This window comes from Streptomyces sp. NPDC086519 (genome assembly GCF_040686075.1).
GTDB lineage: Bacteria > Actinomycetota > Actinomycetes > Streptomycetales > Streptomycetaceae > Streptomyces > Streptomyces shenzhenensis.
On sequence record NZ_JBFBJL010000057.1, the window covers coordinates 14,586 to 40,950 of the forward strand.

23 protein-coding genes are annotated in these 26,365 nt (G+C 71.8%); 5 read left to right on the forward strand and 18 right to left on the reverse strand.

Annotation, left to right across the window (positions count from 1 at the left end; genetic code table 11):
- Positions 1 to 20 precede the first annotated feature (20 nt).
- Positions 21 to 3,038: an EAL domain-containing protein gene (locus tag AB0P24_RS36950; protein ID WP_365801834.1), complete on the reverse strand. Its 3,018-nt coding sequence runs from the start codon at positions 3,036 to 3,038 to the stop codon at positions 21 to 23.
- Between the two features lie 402 nt (positions 3,039 to 3,440).
- On the reverse strand, positions 3,441 to 4,391 hold the full coding sequence (locus AB0P24_RS36955; RefSeq protein ID WP_365801836.1) for a 2-hydroxyacid dehydrogenase: 951 nt from the start codon (positions 4,389 to 4,391) through the stop codon (positions 3,441 to 3,443).
- Between the two features lie 74 nt (positions 4,392 to 4,465).
- Here AB0P24_RS36955 and AB0P24_RS36960 point away from each other — a divergent pair, with 74 nt between their 5' ends.
- Both AB0P24_RS36960 and AB0P24_RS36965 read left to right on the forward strand, forming a co-directional pair.
- Positions 4,466 to 5,464, forward strand: coding sequence for an aldo/keto reductase (locus AB0P24_RS36960; protein ID WP_365801838.1), 999 nt, complete (start codon positions 4,466 to 4,468; stop codon positions 5,462 to 5,464).
- 163 nt (positions 5,465 to 5,627) lie between these two features.
- Complete coding sequence (locus tag AB0P24_RS36965; RefSeq protein WP_365801840.1) at positions 5,628 to 6,809, forward strand: PQQ-dependent sugar dehydrogenase; 1,182 nt, start codon at positions 5,628 to 5,630, stop codon at positions 6,807 to 6,809.
- A 10-nt stretch (positions 6,810 to 6,819) separates the two neighbouring features.
- On the opposite strand, the gene AB0P24_RS36970 is transcribed toward AB0P24_RS36965, so the two are convergent.
- The 6 genes from AB0P24_RS36970 to AB0P24_RS36995 form a co-directional block, all read right to left on the reverse strand.
- The gene (locus AB0P24_RS36970; RefSeq protein WP_365801908.1) at positions 6,820 to 7,047 is read right to left on the reverse strand and encodes a DUF6191 domain-containing protein; all 228 of its coding nucleotides are present in this window, start codon (positions 7,045 to 7,047) and stop codon (positions 6,820 to 6,822) included.
- Positions 7,048 to 7,078: 31 nt separating this feature from the next.
- Positions 7,079 to 10,114 (reverse strand): AAA family ATPase, encoded by a 3,036-nt coding sequence (locus tag AB0P24_RS36975; RefSeq protein WP_365801842.1) that lies wholly within the window; start codon positions 10,112 to 10,114, stop codon positions 7,079 to 7,081.
- A 161-nt stretch (positions 10,115 to 10,275) separates the two neighbouring features.
- Entirely contained in the window at positions 10,276 to 10,479 is a 204-nt protein-coding gene (locus AB0P24_RS36980; protein ID WP_365801844.1) for a hypothetical protein, read from the reverse strand.
- 207 nt (positions 10,480 to 10,686) lie between these two features.
- Positions 10,687 to 11,328, reverse strand: coding sequence for a hypothetical protein (locus tag AB0P24_RS36985; protein ID WP_365801846.1), 642 nt, complete (start codon positions 11,326 to 11,328; stop codon positions 10,687 to 10,689).
- A 35-nt stretch (positions 11,329 to 11,363) separates the two neighbouring features.
- Positions 11,364 to 11,939 carry a GNAT family protein gene (locus tag AB0P24_RS36990; protein ID WP_365801848.1) on the reverse strand — a complete coding sequence of 192 codons (576 nt, stop codon included), beginning with the start codon at positions 11,937 to 11,939 and terminating at the stop codon, positions 11,364 to 11,366.
- Positions 11,940 to 12,007: 68 nt separating this feature from the next.
- Positions 12,008 to 12,334 carry a hypothetical protein gene (locus AB0P24_RS36995; RefSeq protein ID WP_365801850.1) on the reverse strand — a complete coding sequence of 109 codons (327 nt, stop codon included), beginning with the start codon at positions 12,332 to 12,334 and terminating at the stop codon, positions 12,008 to 12,010.
- A gap of 186 nt (positions 12,335 to 12,520) precedes the next feature.
- Between AB0P24_RS36995 and AB0P24_RS37000 the strand changes: the two genes are divergently transcribed.
- Positions 12,521 to 13,330, forward strand: a complete 810-nt coding sequence (locus AB0P24_RS37000) for a methyltransferase domain-containing protein (RefSeq protein WP_365801852.1) — start codon at positions 12,521 to 12,523, stop codon at positions 13,328 to 13,330.
- An 84-nt stretch (positions 13,331 to 13,414) separates the two neighbouring features.
- Here AB0P24_RS37000 and gatB read toward each other — a convergent pair whose 3' ends face one another.
- The 6 genes from gatB to AB0P24_RS37030 all read right to left on the reverse strand — a co-directional run bounded on the left by gatB (position 13,415) and on the right by AB0P24_RS37030 (position 17,982).
- On the reverse strand, positions 13,415 to 14,929 hold the full coding sequence (gatB, locus tag AB0P24_RS37005; protein WP_365801854.1) for an Asp-tRNA(Asn)/Glu-tRNA(Gln) amidotransferase subunit GatB: 1,515 nt from the start codon (positions 14,927 to 14,929) through the stop codon (positions 13,415 to 13,417).
- Positions 14,930 to 14,944: 15 nt separating this feature from the next.
- The gene (locus AB0P24_RS37010; RefSeq protein WP_123973960.1) at positions 14,945 to 15,187 is read right to left on the reverse strand and encodes a hypothetical protein; all 243 of its coding nucleotides are present in this window, start codon (positions 15,185 to 15,187) and stop codon (positions 14,945 to 14,947) included.
- Complete coding sequence (gene gatA, locus AB0P24_RS37015) at positions 15,184 to 16,677, reverse strand: Asp-tRNA(Asn)/Glu-tRNA(Gln) amidotransferase subunit GatA (protein WP_365801857.1); 1,494 nt, start codon at positions 16,675 to 16,677, stop codon at positions 15,184 to 15,186. Before gatA ends, AB0P24_RS37010 begins: the two co-directional genes overlap by 4 nt.
- 6 nt (positions 16,678 to 16,683) lie before the next feature.
- Positions 16,684 to 16,980: an Asp-tRNA(Asn)/Glu-tRNA(Gln) amidotransferase subunit GatC gene (gene gatC / locus AB0P24_RS37020; RefSeq protein WP_007384860.1), complete on the reverse strand. Its 297-nt coding sequence runs from the start codon at positions 16,978 to 16,980 to the stop codon at positions 16,684 to 16,686.
- Positions 16,981 to 17,083: 103 nt separating this feature from the next.
- Positions 17,084 to 17,575 carry a cupin domain-containing protein gene (locus tag AB0P24_RS37025; protein ID WP_365801859.1) on the reverse strand — a complete coding sequence of 164 codons (492 nt, stop codon included), beginning with the start codon at positions 17,573 to 17,575 and terminating at the stop codon, positions 17,084 to 17,086.
- Between the two features lie 35 nt (positions 17,576 to 17,610).
- The gene (locus tag AB0P24_RS37030; RefSeq protein WP_365801861.1) at positions 17,611 to 17,982 is read right to left on the reverse strand and encodes a DUF4267 domain-containing protein; all 372 of its coding nucleotides are present in this window, start codon (positions 17,980 to 17,982) and stop codon (positions 17,611 to 17,613) included.
- Between the two features lie 88 nt (positions 17,983 to 18,070).
- Here AB0P24_RS37030 and AB0P24_RS37035 point away from each other — a divergent pair, with 88 nt between their 5' ends.
- The gene (locus tag AB0P24_RS37035) at positions 18,071 to 18,649 is read left to right on the forward strand and encodes a TetR/AcrR family transcriptional regulator (RefSeq protein WP_365801863.1); all 579 of its coding nucleotides are present in this window, start codon (positions 18,071 to 18,073) and stop codon (positions 18,647 to 18,649) included.
- A 140-nt stretch (positions 18,650 to 18,789) separates the two neighbouring features.
- Here AB0P24_RS37035 and AB0P24_RS37040 read toward each other — a convergent pair whose 3' ends face one another.
- From AB0P24_RS37040 to AB0P24_RS37055, 4 genes are all read right to left on the reverse strand, one after another.
- A complete protein-coding gene (locus tag AB0P24_RS37040) occupies positions 18,790 to 21,036 on the reverse strand; it encodes a bifunctional diguanylate cyclase/phosphodiesterase (protein ID WP_365801865.1) in 2,247 nt (748 codons plus the stop codon).
- Between the two features lie 213 nt (positions 21,037 to 21,249).
- A complete protein-coding gene (gene ligA, locus AB0P24_RS37045; RefSeq protein WP_365801867.1) occupies positions 21,250 to 23,445 on the reverse strand; it encodes an NAD-dependent DNA ligase LigA in 2,196 nt (731 codons plus the stop codon).
- A gap of 13 nt (positions 23,446 to 23,458) precedes the next feature.
- Positions 23,459 to 24,451 carry a methionine synthase gene (locus AB0P24_RS37050; protein ID WP_365801910.1) on the reverse strand — a complete coding sequence of 331 codons (993 nt, stop codon included), beginning with the start codon at positions 24,449 to 24,451 and terminating at the stop codon, positions 23,459 to 23,461.
- A gap of 78 nt (positions 24,452 to 24,529) precedes the next feature.
- Positions 24,530 to 24,730: a hypothetical protein gene (locus AB0P24_RS37055; protein WP_365801870.1), complete on the reverse strand. Its 201-nt coding sequence runs from the start codon at positions 24,728 to 24,730 to the stop codon at positions 24,530 to 24,532.
- Between the two features lie 862 nt (positions 24,731 to 25,592).
- Here AB0P24_RS37055 and AB0P24_RS37060 point away from each other — a divergent pair.
- Entirely contained in the window at positions 25,593 to 26,360 is a 768-nt protein-coding gene (locus tag AB0P24_RS37060) for an iron-containing redox enzyme family protein (RefSeq protein WP_365801872.1), read from the forward strand.
- Positions 26,361 to 26,365 lie beyond the last annotated feature (5 nt).

Below are 26,365 nucleotides of genomic sequence, written 5' to 3' on the forward strand. Positions count from 1 at the left end.
AGCTCCTTCTCATCGTCCGCTCACCTCCGGGGCGCTCCAGTGGGTGTCGAGGCCACGACCGTGGTCAGTCCTTCGGGCCTCCGCGTGGCCGCGCCCTCGACACCGACGCGCCCCTCCGGCTCTCTCACGGCCCCCGCGAAGGCCGGCTCGGCGGGTGCGTGCGGAACCGGGTAGTGGCCGGAACCGAGCGCCCGGCGCAGCCGGTACTCGTCCACCGGGCCGGAGAACGCCATGCCCATCCCGTGCGTGCAGCCCATCGCGCGCAACTCCGTGACCTGCTCGGGCAGGTCCACGCCCTCGGCCACGGACTCCAGGCCGAGATCGCAGGCGATCCGCAGCAGACCGCTGGTGATCTTGTGCAGCCGGGCCGACTCGACGACTCCCTCGACCAGACTGCGGTCCAGCTTGAGCACGTCGACGGGGAGTTTCCGCAGCGCCGTGATCGCCGCGTAGCCGCTGCCGAAGCCGTCCAGGGCGATCCGGACACCGTGCCGGCTGAGCGCGGTCAGCCGCCGCTCCAGTTCGTCCAGCGGGACCCTGGGATCGGTGTCGGACAGTTCCAGGACCAGCGCGCCCGAGGGCAGCGCGTGCCGGGTGAGCAGGGCCTCCACGGAGCCGAGCGGCGAGGACCGGTCGAGCAGCCGCCGGGCGGAGGTCCGGACGGCGACCGGCACCAGCAGCCCGCCGGCGGCCCGCTCGGCGGCCTGCTCGACCGCCTCCTGGAGGATCCAGCGGTCCAGCTCGGCGGTCTTGTCGCTGTCCTCGGCGACCCGCAGGAACTCGGCCGGCGTGAACAGCACCCCCTGCGAGGAACGCCAGCGCGCCTGCGCGGAGACCGATTCGATCCGGCCGTTCTCCAGGGACACCACCGGCTGGTGCAGCAGCGCGAACTCGCCGTCGTGCAGGGCGGCGCGCAGCCGGGTGGCCAGTTCCGCCTTGCGTACGACGTCCTGCTGCATCTGCGGCTTGTACAGCTTGACGCGGCCTTTTCCGGCCGACTTGGCGCGGTACATCGCCAGGTCGGCGTTGCGCAGCAGCTCACCGGCGCCGAGGCCCGGTTCGGCGAAGGCGACACCGATGGACGCGTTGACACGGACATCGTTGCCGTCAATGGCGTACGGCTGGGAGAGGGTCACCCTGAGGCGGTCGGCGAGCTCCAGGATGTGCCGCTCCCGGGCACTGCGGTCACGGGTGCCGTCGCCGACGATCAGCGCCGCGAACTCGTCGCCGCCCAGCCGGGACGCGGTGTCGCCCTGGCGGACCGCGTCCTGGAGTCTGCGCGCGGCCTGGACGAGCAGTTCGTCCCCGGCCTGGTGCCCGATCGTGTCGTTGACGGCCTTGAACCCGTCCAGGTCGATGAAGAGCACCGCCGTGTTCCTGAGGGCGGGGCCCCGGTCGGAGGAGCGGCGGCCGGACAGGGCCTGCTGCACGCGCCGGGTGAACAGGGCGCGGTTGGGCAGGTCGGTGAGCGGGTCGTGCTCGGCGTTGTGCTGGAGCTGCGCCTGCAATCGCACTCTCTCGGTCACGTCCCGGCTGTTGAAGATGAGGCCGCCGTGGTGGCGGTTGACGGTGGACTCGACGTTGAGCCAGCCGCCCTCGCCGGAGCGGAACCGGCACTCGATGCGGGTGGTGGGCTCCTCCTGGGGCCTGGCGGCGAGGAAGCGGCGCACCTCGTGCACCACGCAGCCCAGGTCCTCCGGGTGGATCAGGTTGGCCAGTTCCGAGCCCACCAGGTCCTCGGCGGGCCGTCCGTAGACCCCGGCGGCGGCCGGGGAGACGTACCGGAGGATGCCGTTGGGCGCGGCGATCATGATCACGTCGCTCGAGCCCTGCACCAGGGAGCGGAAGTGGTTCTCCTGCTGCGCCAGTTCCTGGGTGAGGGTGATGTTGTCGAGCAGCATGATGCCCTGGCGCACGACGAGCGCGAGGACCACGCAGCCGGCGGTGATCAGGACGACGTGGTCGGGGCTGCGGCCGTTGAGGACGTTGTAGAGGATGCCCAGGGTGCACACGGCGGCGGCCAGGTACGGGGTGAGCGCGGCCAGGGAACCGGTGATCGGCCGGCCCGCCGGGTACCGGCTGTGATCGCCTCCCGGGGCGGGTACGGGCGGCTGCTTGGGCGCCGGGGCCCGCCCGCCGGGCACGTGCTCGTGGACGACGCGCGTGTGCCCCTCGGGATCGGGGGCGCCCTGCGACCGGGGCGGGGCCCAGGGGGCGTACGCGAGCAGCAGCGAGCCGGCGAACCAGCCCGCGTCCAGCAACTGGCCGGAGCGGTAACTGCTGTGCAGCAGCGGCGAGGTGAACAGGGCGTCGCACATCACGGTCAGGGCGAGGGCGCCGATCGCGGTGTTCACCGCGGTGCGGTTGCCGGGCGAGCGCCGGAAGTGCAGCGCGAGCACCATGCTGACCAGGGCGATGTCCAGCAGCGGGTACGCCAGCGTGAGCGCGGTGTGCTCGACGCTGGGTCCGTCGAACCGGGCGGCCTGGGCGAGCGCGAGGCTCCACGAGAGGGTGAGCAGCGAGCCGCCGATCAGCCAGGCGTCCAGCGCCAGGCAGATCCAGCCGGCCCTGGTCATCGGCCGCTTGGCCAGCACCAGCAGGCCGACGATGGCGGGCGGCGCGAAGCAGAGGAAGAACAGGTCGGCGTAGCTGGGGCTGGGCACGGGCCGCTGGAGCACGACCTCGTACCACCCCCAGACCGCGTTGCCGAGGGCCGCCATCGCCGAGGAGAGGGCGAACAGCAGCCAGGCGGGTCGAAAGCGGACCCGCGGGGAGCGGGCGTAGAGGAAGCACGACACGGCGGCGGTGCCGGCGGCCGCGGTCAGACCGAAGTCGCCCATGAACAGGGCGATCTGGTTCGAGCCCCAGTCGAACGCGGCACCGACGGCGTATCCCGCGCAGATCAGGGCCAGGACGAGTTGGCGGACCACGCCGGTCCCGCCGTCGGTGACCGGCGGCCGGGGGTGCGGCATCCCCGCCGGAGGCTGTGCCCGCAGCCTTCCGGGGAGGGTGGTCGTCACAGGCGTCGGCGCTGTCACCGGATGCTCCCGGTCCCCGTCGCTTTCGGGTCCCTCGGGTCCCGGTGCGCCGGGTGGGGGTGCCCCCCGCGTCCGCCGTGCCCGCGGTGGTGGTGATGGCTGGTGTGGTGGCCGCGTCTGCGCGCAGCCGTGCGCCAGGGTCGCCGCCGGCGGCTCCGCCGCGTCGGATCGTTCGTCCATAGGCCGTGCATCGCCCGTCGCCCCCCTCACGAATCTGAAATGTCCAACCCCGGCGCCCAACGGTGCACGGCGCTGCCCCTTCCGGGACGATACACCAGTCTCGTCACTCAGGGACATAGCTTCTCTACGCTCCGTGACGACCAGCGGCTATGCGCGTACGCACCGCGCCCGGAGGATTGCGGACCGTGCCGGAAGCGGATCGCACGCGTCTTGCCGCGACGGTCAGTTGTCGGTGGACCCCGTCGTCAAAATCACGTTCCGCAACGGCTCTTGGTTCACGAACCGCTTCAACTGCTCGGTGACCAGGCGCCTGGCGCGCGGCAGGAACGCCGAGGTGGGGCCGCCGACATGAGGGCTGATCAGCACCCCGGGCGCCTGCCACAAGGGATGTCCGGCGGGCAGCGGCTCGGGGTCGGTGACGTCCAGGGCGGCGGTGATACGGCCGGCCTCCAGCTCGGCGAGGAGGGCCTTGGTGTCCACGACGGGCCCGCGCGCGACGTTCACGAGCAGCGCTCCGTCCTTCATCCGCGCGAGGAACTCCGCGTTGACCAGGCCACGCGTGGTGTCCGTGAGGGGCGTGGAAAGGATGACGACATCGGCTTCCGGAAGCAGATTCGGCAGTTCGGTGAGCGGAAGCACGGGACCGCGCGCCGAAGCGCGCCCGGAGCGCGCGACGCGCGCCACCCGCGCAACCTCGAAGGGCACGAGCCGGTCCTCGATGGCCGCGCCGATGGCGCCGTAGCCGACGATGAGGACGGATTTGTCGGCGAGGGCCGGGCGGAAGCCGCTCGCCCAGTGCTCCCGCTGCTGGGCCCGCACGAACCCCGGGATGCCGCGCAGGGACGCCAGCGTGAGCGTGAGCGCGAGCTCGGCGGTGCTCGCCTCGTGCACGCCGCGCGCGTTGCACAGCGGTACGCCGGGCGCGATGAGGTCGATCGCGGCGATCATGTCGTCGACACCGGCGGTGAGGGTCTGGATGAGCCGGACGTTCCGCATCTGCGCCAGCGGCCGCACCTTGACCTGCTGCCGCTTCATGTAGGGGACGACGTACACGGCGCAGTCGGCGGGATCGCCGGGAAACTCCTGGCCGCCGTCCCAGAAGAGGTAGTCGAGGCCTTGGGGGAGTTCCTGGAACTCGGCCGGCGGGATGGGGAGCCAAACGTCGGAGGTCATGGCCAGGAGGCTATGTCAGAGGTGTGCGGGCGAGCGGGTTAGGTTGGGGGACGGAGAAGGAGGTTCACGGGCTGGTGGAGCGCAGGACGATCGGCGCGGGGGCGCTCGCGGTGGGGGCCGTCGGACTCGGGTGCATGCCGATGAGCTGGGCGTACAGCGGGTCGCGGCAGCGGGGCGACGAGTCGCTGCGGGCGGTGCACGGGGCGCTGGATTTGGGCGTGACGCTCCTTGACACGGCCGACATGTACGGCCCGTTCACCAATGAGCTGCTGCTGGGGCGGGTGCTCAGGGAACGCCGTGCGGAGGCCTTCGTGTCGACGAAGGTGGGCCTGCTGGTGGGCGACCAGCACATCGTGGCGAACGGCAGGCCCGGCTACGTGAAGCGGGCGTGCGACGCGTCGCTGCGCAGGCTCCAGACCGATGTCATAGACCTCTACCAGTTGCACCGCGCCGACCCCGAGGTGCCGATCGAGGAGACCTGGGGCGCGATGGCGGAACTGGTGCGGGCGGGGAAGGTGCGCGCGCTGGGGTTGTGCGCCGTGGGGGCGCGCGGGGGGCGTAGATCCGGCGCGCGCCTGCATGACGCGACCCTGCGGCAGCTTCGGCGGGTGCAGCAGGTGTTTCCGGTGAGCGCGGTGCAGGCGGAGCTGTCGGTGTGGTCGCCGGAGGCGCTGGAGGCGCTGCTGCCGTGGTGCGCGGCGCGGGGGGTGGGGTTCCTCGCGGCGATGCCGCTCGGCAACGGGTTCCTGACCGGGACGCTCACGCCGGGTGAGGGGTTCGAACCGGATGACCTGCGGGCGCGGCATCCGCGCTTCACGGCGGAGATGATGGCGGCGAACCAGCCGATCGTGGCGGGGCTGCGGCGGGTGGCGGCCCGGCGGGGGGACGGTGTCACCGCCGCTCAGGTGGCGCTGGCGTGGGTGCTGGCGCAGGGGCGGCACGTGGTGCCGGTGCCGGGGGCGAAGCAGGGGCGGTGGGTGGCCGAGAACGCCGGTTCGGCCGGCGTCCGGCTGACTGCCGGGGATCTGGCGGAGCTGGGCGGGCTGCCTGCCGCGCAGGGGTCCTGGGACTGAGCCGCTGCCGGAAGTGCCGCTGTCCGACGGTGGTTCGGTGCGGCGCCGTGGGGGGCTGGTCGCGCCCGCGCGGCGGAGCCGTACATCGACACGGCCCCGCGCCCCTGACGGGGCGCGCTGTACTACCGTCGGGCGGAGGAGCCGAGGCCTGTTCGAAGGGAACATGATCGTGCGACGTCGAGCTGTGCCCGCCTTGTTGTCCGCGGCCGGACTGCTGCTGGTGGCGGGGTGTTCCTCCGGGGGAGGCGGGAGCGGGGATCTGCCCACGCCGTCCTGGGCCGGGGGGTCGTCGACGAGTTCCTCCGGGACCGCCGCGTCGGCCGGGGCAGGCGAGTCCGCCGCGCCTGCCAAGGGGTCGGTCAAGGTGCTGCGTACGGTCGCCGAGGGGCTGAAGTCGCCCTGGGGGCTGGCTCCGCTGCCGGACGGGGCCGGGCTGTTGGTGTCCGACCGGGACGACGGGACGATCAGCAAGGTCGACGAGAAGACCGGGAAGACCACGGAGCTGGGGGTCGTCTCCGGGGTGTCCGCGGCCGGTGAGGGAGGCCTGCTGGGGATCGCCCTCTCCCCCGGCTTCGCCTCGGACCACATGATCTACGCGTACTTCACGTCGGCCTCCGACAACCGCATCGTGCGCATGCTCTGGGACGAGGGCAAGCCGGCCAAGGAGCAGTTGGGCGCCCCCGACACGATCTTCAAGGGCATTCCCAAGGGGTTCATCCACAACGGCGGGCGGATCGCCTTCGGCCCGGACGGCATGCTCTACGCGGGCACTGGAGAGAGCGGGCGGCGGGGCCTCGCGCAGGACAAGGGCTCGCTCGGCGGGAAGATCCTGCGGCTGACGCCGGAGGGCGACCCGGCCCCCGGCAACCCGTTCCCGGGCTCCCCCGTCTACACCTACGGCCACCGCAACGTGCAGGGCCTGGCCTGGGACGACAAGGAGCGGCTGTTCGCCTCGGAGTTCGGGCAGGACACCTGGGACGAGCTGAACGCCGTCAAACCGGGCGGCGACTACGGCTGGCCGAACGCGGAGGGCAGGTCGTCCGACCCGAAGTACGTCAACCCGATCGCCCAGTGGCACACCGACGACGCCTCCCCCAGCGGCATCGCGTATGTCCACGGCGTGATCTGGATGGCGGCCCTGAAGGGCCGGCGGCTGTGGCGCATCCCGCTGGACGGCACGACCGCGGCCGCCGCGCCGCAGGCCTTCCTCACCGGTGAGTACGGCCGCCTCCGTACCGTCGTGGCGGCCGGTGGCGACAAGGTGTGGCTGGTGACCAGCAACACCGACGGGAGGGGCAAGCCGAAGCCCGGCGACGACCGGATTCTGGAGCTGGAGGTGAAGTAGGCGGCGCCGCTCACACCCCGGCGTCCCCGTCGTCCCCGTCGTCCCCGGCGTCCCCAGCGTCCGCCGAGGGGTCCCCTTCGGGCTCCTCCTGCGGGAGGCGTATGACGACCTTGCCGGACGCGAGATCTATCGGTCCGCGTCCGGGATCCGTGTCCCCCACGTCCTCCCGGGTCAGCTCCAGCCGCTTCTGCTCCTCGTGGGTGTGCTTGCGGCCGGGTGCGAAAAGCTCCTCGAACATGTTGAACACGGTGCCTCCTTCGCCGGTCCCCCTACCTGGTCGGGTCGAGGGCCTCGACGGGGAACAACCCCAGTCTGTGTGCCACCGCCGCCGCCTCGCCCCTCCCTGCAACGCCCAGCTTGCCCAGAATGTTCGAGACATGGACGCTCGCGGTCTTCGGGGAGATGAAGAGCTCCTCGGCGATCTGCCGGTTGGTGCGGCCGGCCGACACCAGGCGGAGGACGTCGCGCTCCCTGCCGGTGAGGCCGAGGCCCTCGGCCGGGTCGAGAACCCGGGGGGCGGCGCGGGTGGTCAGGGTGAGGCGGGCGCGCTGGGCGAGGAGGGCGACGGCCTCGGCGAGCGGGCGGGCGCCCAGGTGGTCGGCGACGGCCCCGGCCAGCCGGAGGAGTTGCGTCGCGCGGTCGCGTTCGTCGTCGCCGGTGGCCTCTTCCAGCAGGGCCTCGGCGAGGCGGCGGCGGACCCGGGCGAGGTCGTAGGGGCGGTCCAGGCACTCGAAGTCGGTGACCACGTCCGACCAGACCGCGGCGGTGCCGGTGCCCCGGGCCCGGTGCAGCTCGGCGCGGGTCCAGCGCTCGTACGCCTGCCACAGGGGCGCGCCGGTGGTGAGCGTGCGGGCGGTCTCGGCGAGCCGGTCGAGGGCCTCGGCGCGGCCGTCGGCCGCCGCGGGCAGGGTGCGGGCGTCGGCCTCGGCGGTGGCGGCGGCCAGCAGCAGGGGCCAGCCGTAGCGGTGGGTGCCGGGCGGGAAACCGGCCGCCAGGGCGCGGTCCAGTTCGGCGCGGGCGTCGAGGAGTCTGCCCTCCTCGGCGGCGACGCCGATGGTGATGCGGGCGACCGGCAGCAGTACCTGGGGCATCGGGTCGTGGGTGCCGTAGTGGGCGTGGGCGATGGCCAGCCGGCGGGCGGCCTCCTCCGCGTCACCCCGGGCGAGGGCGATATGGGCGAGGTGCAGGGCGCCGACGCCCCGGGGCTTGGCGCTCGCCGCGGAGCCCAGGGCGCCCGTGGCGGCTTCGGCGGCCTCGTCCCACTGGCCGAGCGCGTACAGCGATTCGGAGAGGTTGCCCCAGATCCATGCCTCGGAGTCCAGCAGGCCGTATCTGCGGGTGAAGGCGAGGCCCTCGCGCAGGATCGGCACGGCCTCCCGGGAGCGGCCGACCGACTCCAGCTCGGACGGCAGGTTCACATAGGCCCGCCCGACGACATGAGCCACACCGTCCTGGAGCACGGCGTCCTTGACCCGGTACAGCTCCGCCAGGCCGTTGTCGACGTCACCCGAGTCGACCATGAGGCAGCCGAGGGTGACGCGCGCGTTGAGCTCGATCTCCCGGGCGCCCACCATCCGCGCGTACTCCACGGCCCGCTCGGCGGCGGCGAAGGCCTCGGGGCCCGGCTGGTGCAGCATCGACCAGGTGGCGGCGTTGGCCAGGACGTCAGCGTGCACCTGGGACGGCGGCAGGCCGCGCACCAGGTCCTGGGCGTTGGCGAGTTCCTGCCGGCCGTCGCCGCGGGCCAGGCCCTGGACCAGCCGGGAGCGCTGCACCCAGAACCAGGCGGCGCGCTGCGGGTCGTGCTCGTCCTGGAGGATCCGCAGCGCCTTCTTGATGATCTTCAGAGCGCGTTCGCGCTCCCCGCAGAAGCGGCCGGCGACCGCTGCCTCCGCCATCAGGTCGAGGTAGCGCAGCGGGGTGGTGGCGGGATCGCAGCCGCAGGGAGGGTAGACGTCGGTGAAGTCGACGGGGCGCAGGGCGGCGCGGACCTCCTCGGGGACGGTGTCCCACAGCTCCATCGCCCGCTCCAGGAGCCGTAGTTGCTCGCTGTAGGCGTGCCGGCGGCGGGCCACGACGGAGGCGTCGAGGACGGCGGGCAGGGCCTTGGCGGGGTCGTGGGCCTGGTACCAGTAGCTGGCCAGCCGGGTCACGTGCGCGTCGGCCGCCACCAGGGTCGGGTCGCTCTCCAGGGCCTCGGCGTAGCGCCGGTTGAGCCGGGAGCGTTCGCCGGGCAGCAGGTCGTCGGCGACGGCCTCGCGGACCAGGGAGTGCCGGAAGCGGTAGCCGTCGCCGGCCGGGGTGGCGGTGAGGAGGTTGGCGCCGACGGCGGCCCGCAGCGCCTCGATGAGGTCGTCCTCGGCGAGCTGGGCGACGGCGGCGAGCAGCCGGTACTCGACGGTGGAGCCGCCCTCGGCGACGATCCGGGCCACCCGCTGGGCGCTGTCGGGCAGGGCCTCGACCCGGACCAGCAGCAGGTCGCGCAGGGAGTCGGTGAGCCCGGTGCAGCAGCCTTCGGTGGCGGCCACCGCGAGCTCCTCCACGAAGAAGGCGTTGCCGTCGGAGCGTTCGAAGATCTCGTCGACCTGGGCGGGGTCGGGTTCGGTGGCGAGGATGCCGGCGATCTGGCGGCCGACCTCCTCGCGGGTGAACCGGGCGAGTTCGAGGCGGCGGACGGTGCGCAGCCGGTCGAGTTCGGCGAGCAGGGGACGCAGCGGGTGGCGGCGGTGGATGTCGTCGGAGCGGTAGGTGGCGAGGACGACGAGCCGGCCGGTGCGCAGGGTGCGCAGCAGGTAGGCGAGGAGGTGGCGGGTGGAGGCGTCGGCCCAGTGCAGGTCCTCCAGGGCGACGACCACCGTGCGCTCGGCGGCGACCCGCTCAAGCAGGCGCGCGGTGAGCTCGAAGAGGCGGGCCATGCCCTGTTCGTCGTGGCGGCCGGAGGTGGCCTCGCCGAGCTCGGGCAGCAGCCGGGCCAGTTCGTCCTCCTGGCCGGCCGCGGCGGCGGCCAGCTCGTCGGGCAGGGCGGCCCGCAGCGCGCGCAGGGCGGTGGAGAAGGGGGCGAACGGCAGGCCGTCGGCGCCGATCTCCACACAGCCGCCCAGGGCGACGACCGCGCCCTGGCGGCAGGCGGCGGTGGCGAACTCCTCGACCAGCCGGGTCTTGCCGACGCCGGCCTCGCCGCCGAGCAGCAGCGCCTGCGGCTCGGCGGCGCCGGCACGCGCCAGCGCGTCGTTCAAGGTGTCCAACTCGTCGCTGCGGCCTACGAACACGGGACTCACGGACCTGGTCTCCACAGGCCAGAGCATCGCATGGGCCCCGGAGCCCACGGCAGCGGTTTTCCACAGCACCGGTGCGCTTGTCGTACCGGTGGGCGGCAACGGGGGAAGCCGGTGGCCCGTCCCCGTGCGGCCACCGGCTTCCCCGTTCCCGGCCTTTGGGCGGTCGGCGCCGCCCGGCCGCCCCGTGGTCACGCCGCGCGCGGGAGCCGGCCCCGGCCGCGGCGGCCGGTATGGGCCTCTCGCGCCGCCTCGCTGTCTGCCGGCACCGCGTCCTGCGGGGCGTCACGGCGTGCGGCGCGGCGGGAGCGGACGGCCTCGCGGACGAGACGGGCCTCGTCGGCCTGCCGGCGCAGTTCGGCGGAACGGATCCGGTGGAGTTCGAACTCGAACATGTGGTGTCCCTTGTGAGAGAGGGTGATCGGGCGTCGCTTTCCGCGATGCCTCCACCTTCTTCTCCCAGGGGGGTGCGCCACATCGGGAGAGTTCCGCATCTTCGCCGGGCTGCCGGGCCCCGGACACGCGTAAGGGGCCTTAGGCCGTCCGCAAGGTGCTTACGGACGGCCTAAGGCCCCTTCTGAACTGGGGTGCAGCGGCTGGGGTCAGCTGGTCGAGGGCAGCGCGAGGAGTGCGTCGGAGTACTTGAGGACGGCCAGCAGCAGTCCGATGACACCGAGCGCCACGCCGGCCCAGGCGACCGACTTGATCCACGGCGCCTGCGGCTTTCCGGGGGCGCCGAAGGCGGGCCGGGCCAGCACCACGACGCCGGTGAGCAGCGCGGCCAGCGCGAACAGGCCGGCCCACAGCGCGGTGGTCGCCCACGCGTCGCCGTACACCTCCTTGACCTGCTTGGCGACGCTCGCGGACGACGAGGTCTGCAACTGGCCGATGAGGGTCTCGCGGGCGGCGGCCACGGTACCGATCCAGCCACCCGTGAGGGAGACCAGGCCGAGCGCGACGGAGACGACGGCACCGGCGCCCTGGCCGACCCCGGACGGCTCCTCCCCGGCGAGGGCCGCCAGTTCGTCGTCGGCCAGTTCGTCGTCGGTCTCGCCGGTCTCGCCGGTCTCCTCGGCGGACTGCTCCGCCTCCTGCGCGTCCTTCGCCTCGGCGGCCTCCGCGGAGACCTCGCCCTCGGGCCCGGCGGCGGTCTCGGTGACGTCCGCAGCCGTCGCGTCGGTCGTCGTCTCGTCGTTCTTCGCCTCGGCGCCGGTCCCGGCCCCGTCCACTGTCTTCGTTCCCATACCTCGCACCGTACGGACGCTGTCTGAGAGGTCTCTTAATGATCGTTCGCGGCGCTGCGCGCGCGTGCCGCACGCCACTCGGGAGCCAGCACCGACCAGACCTCGGTGTCCGTGCGCACACCCCGGTGGGGGTAGTTCTCCCGCATCACGCCCTCGCGGGTCATGCCCAGCCGCCGGGCCACGTTGATGCTCGCCTCGTTGGCCGACGACGCGTGCCACTCCACACGGTGCATGCCACGCTCGTCAAACGCCCAGTCCAGAAGCGTCCGCATCCCGCGGGTCACCAGACCGCGCCCGACGGCCGCCGGCTCCAGCCAGCAGCCGGCCTCGCAGACCCCGGTCGGCGTGTCCCAGACCCGGAACAGCAGCCCGCCGACGAGCTTGCCGTCCAGCCACACCCCGTGCAGGCTGCCGGCGTCGGCGGCGCGCTTGTCGGCATAGGAGCGCAGGTAGGCGCGGGCCTGCTCGACGTTCCCGATCACGTCGGGCAGGGCGATGTGCCGTCCGATGTGCTCCCGCCCCCGGTCGATGTCGGCCAGCAACTCCTCGGCGTGCCAGACCTCCAGGGGCCGCAGCTCGGCGCCGTCGTCACCCAGGGATGTCGCGTACATCGTGCGCTCGCTCCTCGTCCCGTTCCCTCACCACGCCGTCGAGCCTCTCATGGCCCAGCGCGGACGCGTCAGTCGAACTGGTCGCCGAGCGCCATCACCATGGTGCCGAGGATCATCAGCCACAGGGCCCAGCGGGTACGGCCGCGGGCCCCGACCGCCCCCGCAAGCACGCACACGGCGGATCCGGAGCCGTAGGCGGCCGGCACCAGGGCCGGTACGCCCCCGCCCACTCTCATCGACGCGGCGGTGAGCCCCATCAGGGCCAGCAGTACCCCGGTCACGGTGGCGGTCCAGCGGGCCCGACGGGCGTCCTCGTGGAGATCCTCGTCCTCGTCGTCCGCGGTCTCCACCCCGGGCACCTCGGGTTCGGCCTCGGATTCGGCGTGTGCGGTCATGGCGGCCGAGCGTAGTACCCGCACCTGGGGAAATCGGCTGCGAACCAGGTCGACGACTGCTAGCTTCCGCTGGTCAGCCCTGATCGGCCCCTCGCCGACGACCGAAGCGGGTGCATTGTTTGACGGTCCGAATGAGCTCCTACGCATCGCCTTCCACTACGAAGATCACAAGGAGCCCGTTCAGCCATGTCCGACGCCGTCTCTCCCGCACCGTCGAAGGACGCCTCTCTCACTGACCGTCTGACCCTCCCGCGCTACCCGCTCAGCAGCACCTACGACGCCCGCTGGGCCGTCGAGAACCAGATGGGCCCGCACGCCCTGTGGCTGCTGGAACGGCTGGCCCCCGCCCTCGGCCTGGACGCGCTGCGCCCCTGCGCGCGCGTGCTCGACCTGGGCTGCGGCCGGGCGATGACGTCGATCTTCCTGGCCAGGGAGTTCCACGCGCAGGTCACCGCCGCGGACCTGTGGATCAGCCCCGACGACAACGCCGGGCGCATCGCCGAGGCGGGGTTCGCCGACCGCGTGCAGCCGGTGCGCGTCGAAGCGCACGACCTGCCCTTCGCCGAGAACAGCTTCGACGCGGTCGTCTCGGTCGACGCGTACCAGTACTTCGGCACCGCCGACCTCTATCTGCCCACGCTCACCAGGCTGTTGAAGCCCGGCGGCCGGATCGGGATCGTCGTGCCCGCGGTGCGCGAGGAACTGGACGGCGCCGAGCCTCCGGAGCATCTCAGGGCGCACTGGGACCCCGGTTTCTGGGCGTTCCACTCCCCCGGCTGGTGGCACCGCCACTGGACGCGCAGCGGGGCCGTGCAGGTCGAGGCCGCCGACTGGCTGGAGGACGGCTGGCGCGACTGGCTGCTGTGGAGCGAGGTGTGCGCCGCGGAGAGCCCGTACCCCGAGATGGCCAGGATGGCCCGGGAGTCGGTGGAGCTGCTGACCGCGGACCGGGGGCAACTGCTCGGCTTCGCCCGGATCGTGGGCCGCCGCCGCTGACGCGAGACGGCCCCGGAAGCGCTGCCTGACGCGGTACGGCCCCGGAAGCGCTGCCTCCGGGGCCGTGTTCACGTGCGTGGCTGCTCAGCCCTCGCTGACGCCCAGCTTCTCCAGGATCAGCTCCTTGACGCGGGCTGCGTCGGCCTGGCCACGGGTCGCCTTCATGACGGCGCCGACCAGGGCACCGGCCGCGGCCACCTTGCCGCCGCGGATCTTGTCGGCGACACCCGGGTTGCCGGCGATGGCCTCCTCGACGGCGGCGGTCAGCGCACCCTCGTCAGAGACGACCTTCAGGCCGCGCTTGTCGACGACCTCGTCCGGGGTGCCCTCGCCCGCAAGGACGCCCTCGATGACCTGGCGGGCCAGCTTGTCGTTCAGGTCGCCCTTCGCCACCAGCTCGGTGACCCGGGCGACCTGCGCCGGGGTGATCGCCAGCTCGTCGAGCGAAACACCCGACTCGTTGGCGCTGCGCGCCAGTTCGCCCATCCACCACTTGCGGGCGGCGCCCGCGTCGGCCCCGGCGTCGATGGTGGCGACGATCAGGTCCAGCGCACCGGCGTTGAGGATCGCCTGCATGTCGGTGGCCGAGATGCCCCACTCGGCGAGCAGCCGGGTGCGGCGGGCCAGCGGCAGCTCCGGCAGCGCGGCGCGGATCTCCTCGACCCACTCGCGGGACGGCGCGACCGGGACCAGGTCGGGCTCCGGGAAGTACCGGTAGTCCTCGGCTTCCTCCTTCACGCGGCCGGAGGTCGTGGACCCCGTGTCCTCGTGGAAGTGCCGGGTCTCCTGGACGATCGTCCCGCCGCCGCTCAGCACGGCCGCGTGCCGCATGATCTCGAAGCGGGCCGCACGCTCCACGGACCGCAGCGAGTTCACGTTCTTCGTCTCGGAGCGGGTGCCGAACTTGGCGGTGCCGTGCGGGCGCAGCGACAGGTTCACGTCGCAGCGCATCTGGCCCATCTCCATACGGGCCTCGGACACGCCGAGCGCCCGGATGACCTCGCGCAGCTCGCGGACGTATGCCCGCGCGACCTCCGGAGCCCGCTCGCCCGCGCCCTCGATCGGCTTGGTGACGATCTCGATGAGCGGGATGCCGGCGCGGTTGTAGTCGAGCAGCGAGTGCGAGGCGCCGTGGATACGGCCGGTCGCGCCGCCCACGTGGGTGGACTTGCCGGTGTCCTCCTCCATGTGGGCGCGCTCGATCTCCACGCGGAAGGACGTGCCGTCCTCCAGCTGCACGTCGAGGTAGCCGTTGAAGGCGATCGGCTCGTCGTACTGGGAGGTCTGGAAGTTCTTCGGCATGTCCGGATAGAAGTAGTTCTTCCGGGCGAAGCGGCACCACTCGGCGATCTCGCAGTTCAGCGCGAGACCGATCTTGATCGCGGACTCGACGCCGGTCGCGTTGACGACCGGGAGCGCGCCGGGCAGGCCGAGGCAGGTCGGGCAGGTCTGGGTGTTCGGGTCGGCGCCCAGCGTCGTCGAACAGCCGCAGAACATCTTGGTCTTGGTGCCGAGTTCGACATGGACCTCAAGGCCCATGACGGGGTCGTACGACGCCAGCGCGTCCTCGTACGACACCAGGTCGGTCGTGGTGGTCACGGTGAAACTTCCCTCTCAGCCCAGCAGGACGTCGTCGTCGCCCAGCCGCTTCAGCTCGCGGTAGAGGATGGCGAGGCCGGTGACGATCGCGACGGCGGACACGGTGGCGTCGATCAGCCGGAGCGTGTCGTGCTCGGCGCGGGCCTTCTTGATCTGCTTGGCGACACCGACCGCGCCGAACGCGGTGGTGGCCATGGACAGGTAGGTACCGGACTTCGACTTCTTGAAGCCCTTGGCCTTCGACAGTGCGTTGCTCACAGCGACGGTGCCTCCTCCAGGAGCGAGTGCCCCCACCTTTCCACGAAGGCGGCCTCGACGGCGGCGCCGACCTTGTAAAGCCGGTCGTCCTTCAGCGCCGGGGCGATGATCTGCAGGCCCACCGGGAGGTTGTCCTCCGGGGCGAGACCGCAGGGCAGCGACATCGCCGCGTTGCCCGCGAGGTTCGTCGGGATGGTGCACAGGTCGGCCAGGTACATCGCCATCGGGTCGTCGGCACGCTCGCCGATCGGGAAGGCGGTGGTCGGCGTCGTGGGCGACACGATGACGTCCACCTGCTCGAAGGCCTTCTCGAAGTCGCGCGTGATGAGCGTGCGGACCTTCTGGGCGGAGCCGTAGTAGGCGTCGTAGTACCCGCTGGACAGCGCGTAGGTGCCGAGCATGATGCGGCGCTTGACCTCGGGGCCGAAGCCCGCCTCACGGGTGAGGGAGGTGACCTCTTCGGCGGAGTGGCCGCCGTCGTCGCCGGTCCGCAGGCCGTAGCGCAGGCCGTCGAAGCGGGCGAGGTTGCTCGAACACTCGCTCGGCGCGATGAGGTAGTACGCCGACAGCGCGAGGTCGAAGGACGGGCAGTCCAGCTCGACGATCTCGGCGCCCAGCTCCTTCAGCAGGGCGACGGACTCGTCGAACCGCTGGATGACGCCGGCCTGGTAGCCCTCGCCGCGGAACTGCTTGACCACGCCGACGCGCATGCCCTCGACGCTGCCGTTGCGGGCGGCCTCGACGACCGGCGGGACGGGTGCGTCGATCGACGTGGAGTCCAGCGGGTCGTGTCCGGCGATGACCTCGTGCAGGAGGGCCGCGTCGAGGACCGTACGGGCACACGGGCCGCCCTGGTCCAGGGAGCTGGAGAAGGCGACCATGCCGTACCGCGACACCGCGCCGTACGTCGGCTTCACGCCGACCGTGCCGGTGACGGCGGCCGGCTGGCGGATGGAACCGCCGGTGTCGGTGCCGATGGCGAGCGGCGCCTGGAAGGAGGCGAGGGCGGCGGACGAGCCGCCGCCGGAGCCGCCGGGGATCTTGGTGAGGTCCCAGGGGTTGCCGGTCGGTCCGTAGGCGCTGTTCTCGGTGCTGGACCCCATGGCGAACTCGTCCATGTTGGTCTTGCCGAGGATGACCACGTCGGCGGCCTTCAGCCGCTTGGTGAGCGTGGCGTCGTACGGCGGGATCCAGCCTTCGAGGATCTTCGAGCCGACCGTGGTGGGCACGCCCTCGGTGGTGAAGATGTCCTTGAGCGCGAGCGGGACGCCGGCGAGCGGGCCGAGCTTCTCGCCCCTGGCCTTCTTCTCGTCGACGGCACGGGCCTGCGCCAGGGCGCCCTCGCGGTCGACGTGCAGGAAGGCGTGCACCTTCTCGTCGACGGCCTCGATCCGGGCCAGGTGCGCCTCGGTGACCTCTACGGCCGTGAGCTCGCCGGCGGCGATCTTCGCGGCGATCTCGGCGGCGCCGAGCTTGATGATGTCCGTCATGGCTGTCTAGTCCTCCCCCAGGATCTGCGGCACCTTGAAACGCTGCTGCTCCTGGGCCGGGGCGCCGGAGAGCGCCTGCTCGGGGGTGAGCGAGGGACGGACCTCGTCCGCGCGCATGACGTTCGTCAGCGGCAGCGGGTGCGAGGTCGGCGGTACGTCTTGGTCGGCGACCTCGCTGACGCGGGCGACCGCGCCGATGATGTCGTCCAGCTGGCCGGCGAAGTGTTCGAGTTCTTCGGGCTTCAGCTCCAGACGCGCCAGCCGGGCGAGGTGGGCGACCTCCTCGCGCGTGATGCCAGGCATGCAGCGTTCCTCTGGGGTGAGTGTGTGTGGTTTGGAGCCAATCCTATGGGGCGGGGCCCGGTGGCTGTTAAACGGTTTGGCCGGGCCCCGTGTCCATCGGGTTTCAGTGGCGTTTCTCCCAGGCCGTGCTGCGCAGGAAGTGGTTGTCGTAGCGCTCCTGGACCGCCAGGAGGCTCTCCAGGGTGGCCTCGCCGAGGCGGAGCCGCTGGAGGTGGCGGAAGTACTCGAAGCGCTCCACGCCCGGCGTGATGACGATCAGGATGTCCGCGGTGCTGCCCGGGACGGCGGCGAAGGCGTGGGGCCTGCCGGGCGGGACGACGACCAGGTCGCCGCGTTCGGCGGTGACGACGTCGTCGCCGGAGAGCAGTTCGGCGGCGCCGTCGAGCAGGTAGAACAGCTCGGCGGAGTTGCGGTGCAGATGTGGCACGGCGCCGTCGGCGCCCTCCCCCAGCGTGACGCGCACGGTGGACAGCGCGCCGCCGGTGGCGCTGCTGTCGGCGAGCAGTCTGACGCCGACCGGGTCACCGCCGACCACCTCGGCGGCGGCCTCCCGCACGATCACGGACTCATCGAACTTCGGCACGAACAACGACATTGCAGACCCCCGGACGAAGACGGTGTGCCGCGCGGTCAGACGAGGAACAGCAGGGCGGCACTGATCAGCACGACGATCGCGGTGGCGAAGTGGACCCCGTAGGCGACCGCCTTCGCCCCGCCGTTCCGCAGCACTATCAGGGTGTCGGACAACGGCACGAGTGCCACGCCGACCATGAACCAGGCCTCGGCGTGCGCACCGGCGAAGGCCAGCAGCGCGAGCCCCACGACGCCGAACGCGCCGTCCCTGGCGCCCTTGATGGACAGATAGGCGCGGGCGTCGCCCCCCGGGTCCGCCGGCACGCCGTATCCGGCGGCGGCAGGACCCGGCTGGAGCAGGAACCGGTAGGCGAGGAACAGGCAGAACAGGTCGAGCAGGACGGCCAGGGTGTAGGCGGTGACGGTCATGGGATGCCCCTTTTTCTAGCAGCGCTAGGACTGATAGCGAAGCTAGCAGAGCATCGACAGATTGGCTAGCACTGCTAGAATCCAGAGCATGTCGATTCAGAACCGCCGGGAACGCGAACGGGCAGAGCGCGAGCAGCTGATCGTCACGGCCGCCCGCGAACTCGCCGAGACGGAGGGCTGGGACGCGGTGACGACCCGTCGCCTGGCCGCCGAGATCGAGTACAGCCAGCCGGTCCTCTACAGCCACTTCAAGGGCAAGGACGCGATCATGGCGGCGGTGGCCGTCCAGGGCTGCGCGGACCTGGCCGTGGAGCTGCGGGCGGCACGGGCGTCGGCGACGGACACCCGGGAGGCACTGGCGGCGGTGGCGGCCACGTACACCTCGTTCGCCCGCCGCCGCCCGGCCCTCTACGACGCGATGTTCACCCATCTGGTGGACCTCCCGTTCGCGACCCCCGAGGCCCCGGAGGCCCTGCAGGCGGCGTTCGGCGAGATCCTCGGGGTGGTCGAGCCCATCACCGGCGACGACGAGGACGCCGGGCTCCTGACCGAGACCTTCTGGGCGGCCCTGCACGGCCTGGTGACCCTGATGCGCAGCGCCCGCCTCCCCGAAGAGGCCCACGAGACGAGACTGGCCCTACTGGTCAGCCACTTCGTCACTCCGTAGGGACAGCGCCCCTCCAGGGGCGCGGGGAACCGCGCGAGCAACCACAACGCACCCGCACCCGCACCCGCCGGCACCACCGCACCCCCACGGCAGACGCTCGCCTCTCCACAAACGGTGAAACGGGCGGGGGGGGCGGGAAACTACTCGGCCGCCGGCAGAGCCGCCCGCGGCCGCTGCCACCCCCGCGACCCCCGAGCCCGCAGCCACGCCGTGGTCTCCTCCGGCGGCATCGCCGCGGCCACCAGCCACCCCTGCACGGCGTCACACCCGAGGTCCCGCAGCCGCTCCCACGTCTCGTCGTCCTCCACGCCCTCCGCGACGACCAGCAGCCCCAGCGAATGCGCGAGGTCGACCGTGCAGCGCACGATCTCCGCGTCCTCGTTGTCGACCGCCAGCCGGGCCACGAAGGACCGGTCGATCTTCAGCTCGCTCACCGGCAGCCGCCGCAGATGCACGAGCGACGAATACCCGGTGCCGAAGTCGTCCAGCGACATCTTCACACCGTGCCCGTGCAGCGCGGCGAGGGTGTCGGCGGCCCGCTGCGGGTCCTCCAGCAGCACATGCTCGGTTATCTCCAGTTGCAGCGCCCCGGCCGGCACGCCGTGCCGGGCCAGCCGCGCCGCCACCAGGCCCGCGAACCCCGGCGTATGCACGTCGCGCGGCGAGACGTTGACCGCCACCGGCACCCGCAGCCCCTGCGCCCGCCACTCGGCGACCTGTCCGAGCGCGGTCTCCAGCACGTACTCCGTCAGATGGGGCATCAGCCCGGACGACTCGGCGATCGCTATGAACTCGTCCGGCGGCACCTTGCCCCGTTCGGGGTGCACCCACCGCACCAGCGCCTCGAGTCCGGCCACCTGCCCGTCGAAGCGGACCTTCGGCTGGTAGTGCAGCTGCACCTCGTGGGCGTCCAGGGCGCGCCGCAGATCGCCCAGCAGGCCCAGCCGGTCGGGGGTGTTGGAGTCCCGCTTGGACTCGTACACCTCGACGCCGGTACGGTCCCGCTTGGCCTGGTACATCGCCACGTCCGCCCGGCGCAGCATCCCCTCCGCGTCGAGCGCGTGGTCGGGGAAGACCGCGACACCCGCGCTGGCCTCCAGGACGAGGGTGAGCCCGTCCAGGTCGAGCGGGGAGGAGAGGGCCGTGACCAGGCCCCGGGCCACCCTGGTGGCCGAGGTCGTGGAGTCGGCCACCGGCAGTAAGACCGCGAACTCGTCGCCGCCGAGCCGGGCCGCCTCCGCACCGCGCGGCAGCGCGGCCCGCAGCCGGTCGGCTATCTGGAGCAGCAGCCGGTCACCGGCGAGATGACCGAGCGTGTCATTGACCGAACGGAACCGGTCAAGGTCGATCAGCATGAGGGCGGAGCGGGCGCCGATGCGTTCGGCGTCGTCGAGGGCGGTCCAGATCCGCTCAAGGAGCCACTGCCGGTTGGGCAGTCCGGTCAGCGGGTCGCGCAACTGCTCCTCGGCGCGGGCCCGGGCTATCCACAGGGTGGAGTCGAGTGCGACCAGCGGGATGGAGAACAGCGGCAGCAGCAGCGGCTGGGCGACGGCGACCACGCAGATCAGCGGGGCGATGCCGAGCAGGGCGACGGCGACCAGGCCCTGACGCATCAGAGCGGTGCGGGCGACGGTGGGCAGGCCGCCGCCGCGCGGGGCGTGCAGGTACCAGAGCAGGGCGCGGGTGACGGCGAGGTAGGCGACCGCGACGAGCACGACCTCGGGGGCGGTGGCGACGCTCCAGCCGACGGGGTCCCAGGGCGACTCGACGCTCGGGACGCGGCCGAAGACACCGAGCACCAGCGCGCCGGCACCGATGCCGAGGATGTCCACCGCGCCGTGCAGGACGCCCTGCCGCCAGCGGTGGCGCCTGGCTATGCCGACCAGGACGACGACGGTGAGGCTGACCAGGCCGGCCGGCACCCAGCCGTACAGCAGGAGGACGGCGAGGGTGAGGGCGGCACCGGAGCCGGTGCCGCCCCACCAGCGGGCGCGCCCGAGCAGGACGAGGTGGCCGACGATGATGCCGGTCAGCACGGCCAGCGACCAGCCGACCGTGCCGGACGGGAAGAGGGCGTGGTGGTCGGAGAACGCGCGGTAGAAGCCGGCGCCGAGGACGAACGCGGCGGCCGCGACGACCCCGGCGGGCAGCGCCGGCCAGGAATGGTGCCGCTCGTGATCGGTGCCGGACAGGTGGGACGGCGCCTCGACGGCCAGCGGCAGCGGGTCGCGGGCCTCGGCCGCGAGGCTCATCACCGGCCCGCCCGGCATGGCCGGCACACCCGGGTGCCGATCGCCCCGCACCGTCCACCGGCTCCCCCGCCACGCGTACGCTCGGCGGCGCAGCGGCAGCCGCGCGCCGGGGGCGGCGCTCTCGGTCGGTTCCATTCCCGTCCCTCTCACAGCCGGCGGTGCCCACGCCATGCGGTCCGTGCCCTGCCCGAGCACGGCAATGCCCCGACCGCAGCTGGGCACGGCAGGCGCATACCTCAACAGTAGGCCGCAGAAGGCTTCCACGGGCAGCGGTCGTCGACGGTTGCCCGATTGCGCACCGGCCACCCGTATGCATCTGATATGCGCCGAACGGGTGGCCTTCAACCGCTACTCCTCGGTCGGAAGGGCGACTTCGGCCGCCGCGTCCGGTCCCTGCTCCAAAAGGACGACAAATCCGTCCTCGTTGAGAACCGGAACCTTCAGCTGCATCGCCTTGTCGTACTTCGATCCGGGGTTGTCACCGACGACCACGAACGACGTCTTCTTCGACACCGAGCCGGTCACCTTGGCTCCGCGGGTCTGCAGTGCGTCCTTGGCGCCGTCCCGGGTGTAGTGCTCCAGGGTGCCGGTCACCACGACGGTGAGGCCCTCCAGCGGACGCGGCCCCTCGTCCTCCCCGGTCGACTCGTCCTCCAGCGGGACTCCAGCGGCCTTCCACTTTCGGATGATCTCGCGGTGCCACTCCTCGGCGAACCACTCCTTGAGCGCGGTCGCGATGATGCCGCCGACGCCGTCGATGTTCGACAGCTCCTCCTCGGTGGCCTGCTCGATGCGGTCGATGGAGCGGAACTCGCGGGCCAGCGCCTGCGCGGCGACCGGTCCGACGTGCCGGATGGACAGGCCGTTGAGGAAGCGGGCGAGCGGGCGGGTCTTCGCCTCCTCGATGTGCTGCAGGAGGGCGAGGGTGTTCTTCTTGGGCTCGCCCTTCTGGTTGGCGAAGACCGTGACGACCTTCTCCTCGCCGGTCTTGGGGTCGCGCTTGGGCAGTCCGCTGTCGGGGTCGAGGACGTACGCCTTGATGGGCAGCAGCTTCTCGACGGTGAGGTCGAACAGGTCGCCCTCGTCGACCAGCGGCGGGTCGGCGGGCTCCAGCGGCCGGGTGAGCGCGGCCGCGGCCACCGCCCCGAAGTTCTCGATGTCCAGGCACTCCCGGCCCGCGAGGTACGACACCCGCTCCCTCAACTGGGCCGGACAGGCACGGGCGTTGGGGCACCGCAGATCGATGTCGCCCTCCTTCATCGCCCGCAGCGGCGTCCCGCACTCGGGGCACTCGGCCGGCATCACGAACTCCCGCTCGCTGCCGTCCCGCAGGTCGACGACCGGGCCGAGGATCTCGGGGATGACGTCACCGGCCTTGCGCAGCACCACCGTGTCGCCGATCAGCACGCCCTTGGCCTTGACGACCTCCTGGTTGTGCAGGGTGGCGAACTCCACCTCGCTGCCGGCCACGGTGACCGGCTCGACCTGGGCGTACGGCGTGACCCGGCCGGTGCGGCCGACGCCCACCTTGATGTCGATCAGCTTGGTGTTGACCTCTTCCGGCGCGTACTTGTACGCGATCGCCCAGCGGGGGGCACGGGCCGTCGAACCGAGGCGCCCCTGGAGGCGGATCTCGTCGAGCTTCACGACGACCCCGTCGATCTCGTGCGCCACGGAGTGCCGGTGCTCGCCGTAGTAGGCGATGAACTCCCGTACGCCGTCGAGGTCGTCGACCACCCTGTTGTGCGGGGAGGTGGGCAGGCCCCAGGTCTTGAGCAGGTCGTACGCCTCGGAGAGCCCCTTCAGGCCCTCGAAGCCCGTCAGGGCGCCGATGCCGTGGACGACCATGTGCAGCGGACGGGTGGCGGTGACCCGCGGGTCCTTCTGACGCAGCGAACCGGCGGCCGCGTTGCGCGGGTTGGCGAACGGCTTGTCGCCGGCCGCGACCAGGCGTTCGTTGAGCTCGGCGAACTTCTCCATCGGGAAGTAGACCTCGCCGCGGATCTCGACCAGGTCGGGCACGCGCTCGCCGTGCAGCCGGTCCGGGATCTCCGCGATCGTACGGACGTTGGGCGTGATGTCCTCGCCGGTGCGGCCGTCGCCGCGGGTCGCCGCGCGGGTGAGGCGGCCGTGCTCGTAGGTGAGGTTGACGGCGAGGCCGTCGACCTTCAGCTCGCACAGGAAGTGGTACTCCTGCTCGCCCAGTTCCCGGTGGATCCGGTCGGCCCAGGCGGCCAGGTCGTCGTCGTTGAACGTGTTGTCCAGCGACAGCATCCGCTCGCGGTGCTCGACCGCCGTGAACTCCGTCTCGTACGCCCCCGCGACCTTCTGGGTCGGCGAGTCGGGCGTGCGCAGCTCGGGATACTCGTCCTCCAGCGCCTCCAGGGACTTCAGGAGCTTGTCGAACTCCGCGTCGCTGATGACGGGAGCGTCCTTCACGTAGTACCGGAAGCGGTGCTCCTCGATCTGCTCAGCGAGCCGCGCGTGCTTCTCCCGTGCCTCGGCGGGCACTGCCGTCTGAGCCTGCTGCTTGTCGCCGGCCACCGTGTTCCTCCCGTTACTCTGGGTTGTCCGCGAGTGATCTCGCCGCCCTGACGCAGTGGGCGAGCGCCTGCCGGGCGTACGCGGGGGAAGCGCCCGCCAGCCCGCAGGTCGGGGTGACCGTGACGGACTCCGCGAGAAGTCCCGGCCGCAGCCCCAGCCTGCGCCACAGTGTTCTGACACCCATGACGCTACCGGCAGGGTCTGACAATGCCGTGTCCGTGCTCGGCACGACACCGGCGAACAGCCGGGTGCCCGCCTCCACCGCCTCGCCGATCACGTCGTCGTCACGTTCGGTGAGGAGCGAGAAGTCGAAGGAGACGGCGGCCGCTCCGGCGCGGCCGAGCAGGGCGAAGGGGACGTCGGGGGCGCAGGAGTGGACGACGACCGGGCCGTCGGCGTGCACGCCGAGCACGTCGCGCAGGGTGGACTCGACGATCTGGCGGTCGACGGCGCGGTGGGTGCGGTAGCCGGAGGCGGTCCTCACCTGGCCGCGCAGGACGGCGGTGAGGGAGGGCTCGTCGAGTTGGAGCACCAGGCGGGCGCCGGGGATGCGCCGCCGCACCTCGGCCAGGTGCAGCCGCAGGCCCTCGGCGAGGGAGGCGGCCAGGTCACGGCAGGCGCCGGGGTCGGACAGGGCCGACTCGCCGCTCCTCAGCTCCAGGGCCGCGGCGAGGGTCCAGGGCCCGACCGCCTGGACCTTGACCGGTCCCTGGTGGTCCTGGGTGAACTCCTCCAGCGCGTCCAGGTCCTCGCCCAGCCAGGACCGGGCCCGCCGGGTGTCCCGGCCCGGCCGGTCGCCGATCCGCCAGCCGCTGGGCTCCACGCGCGCGTACAGCTCGACGAGCAGGCCGGCGGTGCGGCCGATCATGTCGGCGCCGGGGCCGCGGGCGGGCAGCTCGGGCAGGAAGGGGAAGTCCTCGAAGCTGCCGGTCGCGGTCTTGGCGGCCTCGCGGGCGTCGGTGCCGGGGAGGGAGCCGATGGCTGTCGCGGGGCCGAAGTCGGAGATTGCGTTCACGTGAGGAGCCTATGCGCGGCATGCGGTGGAGTTGGTCGTCTTGATCTCGTCGGCCTCCTACCGGTGTCCCTAGGTCATCAGCGAGCTGCGGGAGCCGTTCTCAAGCAGGAGGGCGCGGCGCATTAGGCACACGCCGTAGACACGTTCAGCGGCAACGCGGCCCACGGCATCGACCGCCGAGAGGATCAGCGTCGTCTCGCCGCGCATCAGCTCGCCTGCGGAGGCGGCCCGCGCGTCCGCGAGGTCCTGCTCGATCAGCTTCAGCCCCACGCCCTAGTCGACGACGTGGTCCTAGTCCTAGTGCCCCTGCTCGCCGTGTTGCTGACCGTGGCGGAGAAGATCCTCGACGCCCCGCGAAGCGGGCGGAAGCGGTGGAGTAGTGGCGCGGCGCCCAGGAAGCCGCACGCCGCCAGCGCACCGAGCAGGTCAGCGCCCGCACGGAGCGGCACGAGGGCGACTGGCAGGCCCCCGCCAGCCGTGCCGTTCGGCGCGAGGTGGAGGCGGCGCGGCGTTCACCCAGCTCAGCACCCCAGGGCGGCTTTGCCGTCCGCCGTGGAACAGGTAAATGACACACCGAAACACCCCGTAGCCTTTGATCAACACCATGGCGCGGGGTGGCACCACAGGAGGCGAGGTCAGCTACCTACGGTTGCCCCCGTTATGTTTTCCGCGGTTCCGCAACGGGACCGCTGGCCTCCGGGCCCGGCATGACCGTTGCCCCCTGTCGAACGGATGACCTGGGGGTGGTGTCACCGGGCCCGGGAGGTGCCGTCGGAGACGCTGATCAACCCCTGCTCGTCGCTGTCACTGCCCGGCCCGTGCCCGGACCGGCTCGCCGGCTCAGCCGGTCCGCTTGGCGGCTACGCCACCGGGCACGATCACCACTGAGTCATTATCGAACACAACCGCATCGTGGTAATGAAGATCGCAGCCCGCAGCCGCAATATCAATCCGTCTACATGACCCGAAACCTCGTCAAGTCGCGTCCGCATGAGGCAAGATGAACGGGTACCGGGCCCGAGGTCTTCGGTGTTGACCGCCGATGAGGTGCCGCCAGGGTCAAGGGGTACGAGCGCCATCTGCGAGTGCCGGTCACTTGTAGGCATGCGATGTCGCAAAGGGAGGGAGGGGGATGACCTACATCGGTCCGTGGCATGCGGAATCTGCGCTTCGCCTTGTGAACTCGAACGTGAATGCCTGGGATTACGATTCGCGTTTCGTGCCCGTTGAAACATCGACGATCCATCCGGTGGTCGAACTGGCGAGTCGACTGGTGCCGGACAGCGGGATAGAGGACCATCCGTTCTTCAGGGTCGCCGCCGGTTCACGAAAGGCACTGGAGTTCTGGGTAACGCAGGAACTGTTTGTCACCGGGGTGTTCGCACAACTGCTCAATCTGACCGCCAGCGCGGTGGTCAACGTGCACCAGCGAGCGAGACTCAACCTGGTCATCCAGGGCGAACACGGTGGAGTGAGGAAAGGGGCGGCCCGCGCCTCGCACCCCTGGCTGCTGCACAAACTGAGGGAGAGCATGGGCATCCCGCAGGAGGCTGTGACCGTGGCCGCCCCGACGCACACGTTCCTGCGTGCGCTGGCAGGGTTCATGGACACCCCTGTGAATGCTCTGGGCAGCCTGGGGGTCGGTAACGAGCAGATGCTTGTTCCGGAGTACGGAGCGGTGAAGCAGGCATTCGAAAGTGCGGCGCCGGACGCGGATTACGCGGAGTTCCTCCATGCCAACATCGATGAGGACACGGCCCACTCCGCGATCATGGCTCACATCGCGTCCGAACTGATCATGCGGGACCCGTCGCTGGCCGATGGTTACTTGGCGGCTGCTCGTGGATCCGTAATCGCGCGCAAGGAGTACTACGACGAGTTGTACGAAATTCTCGCGTAGGTACT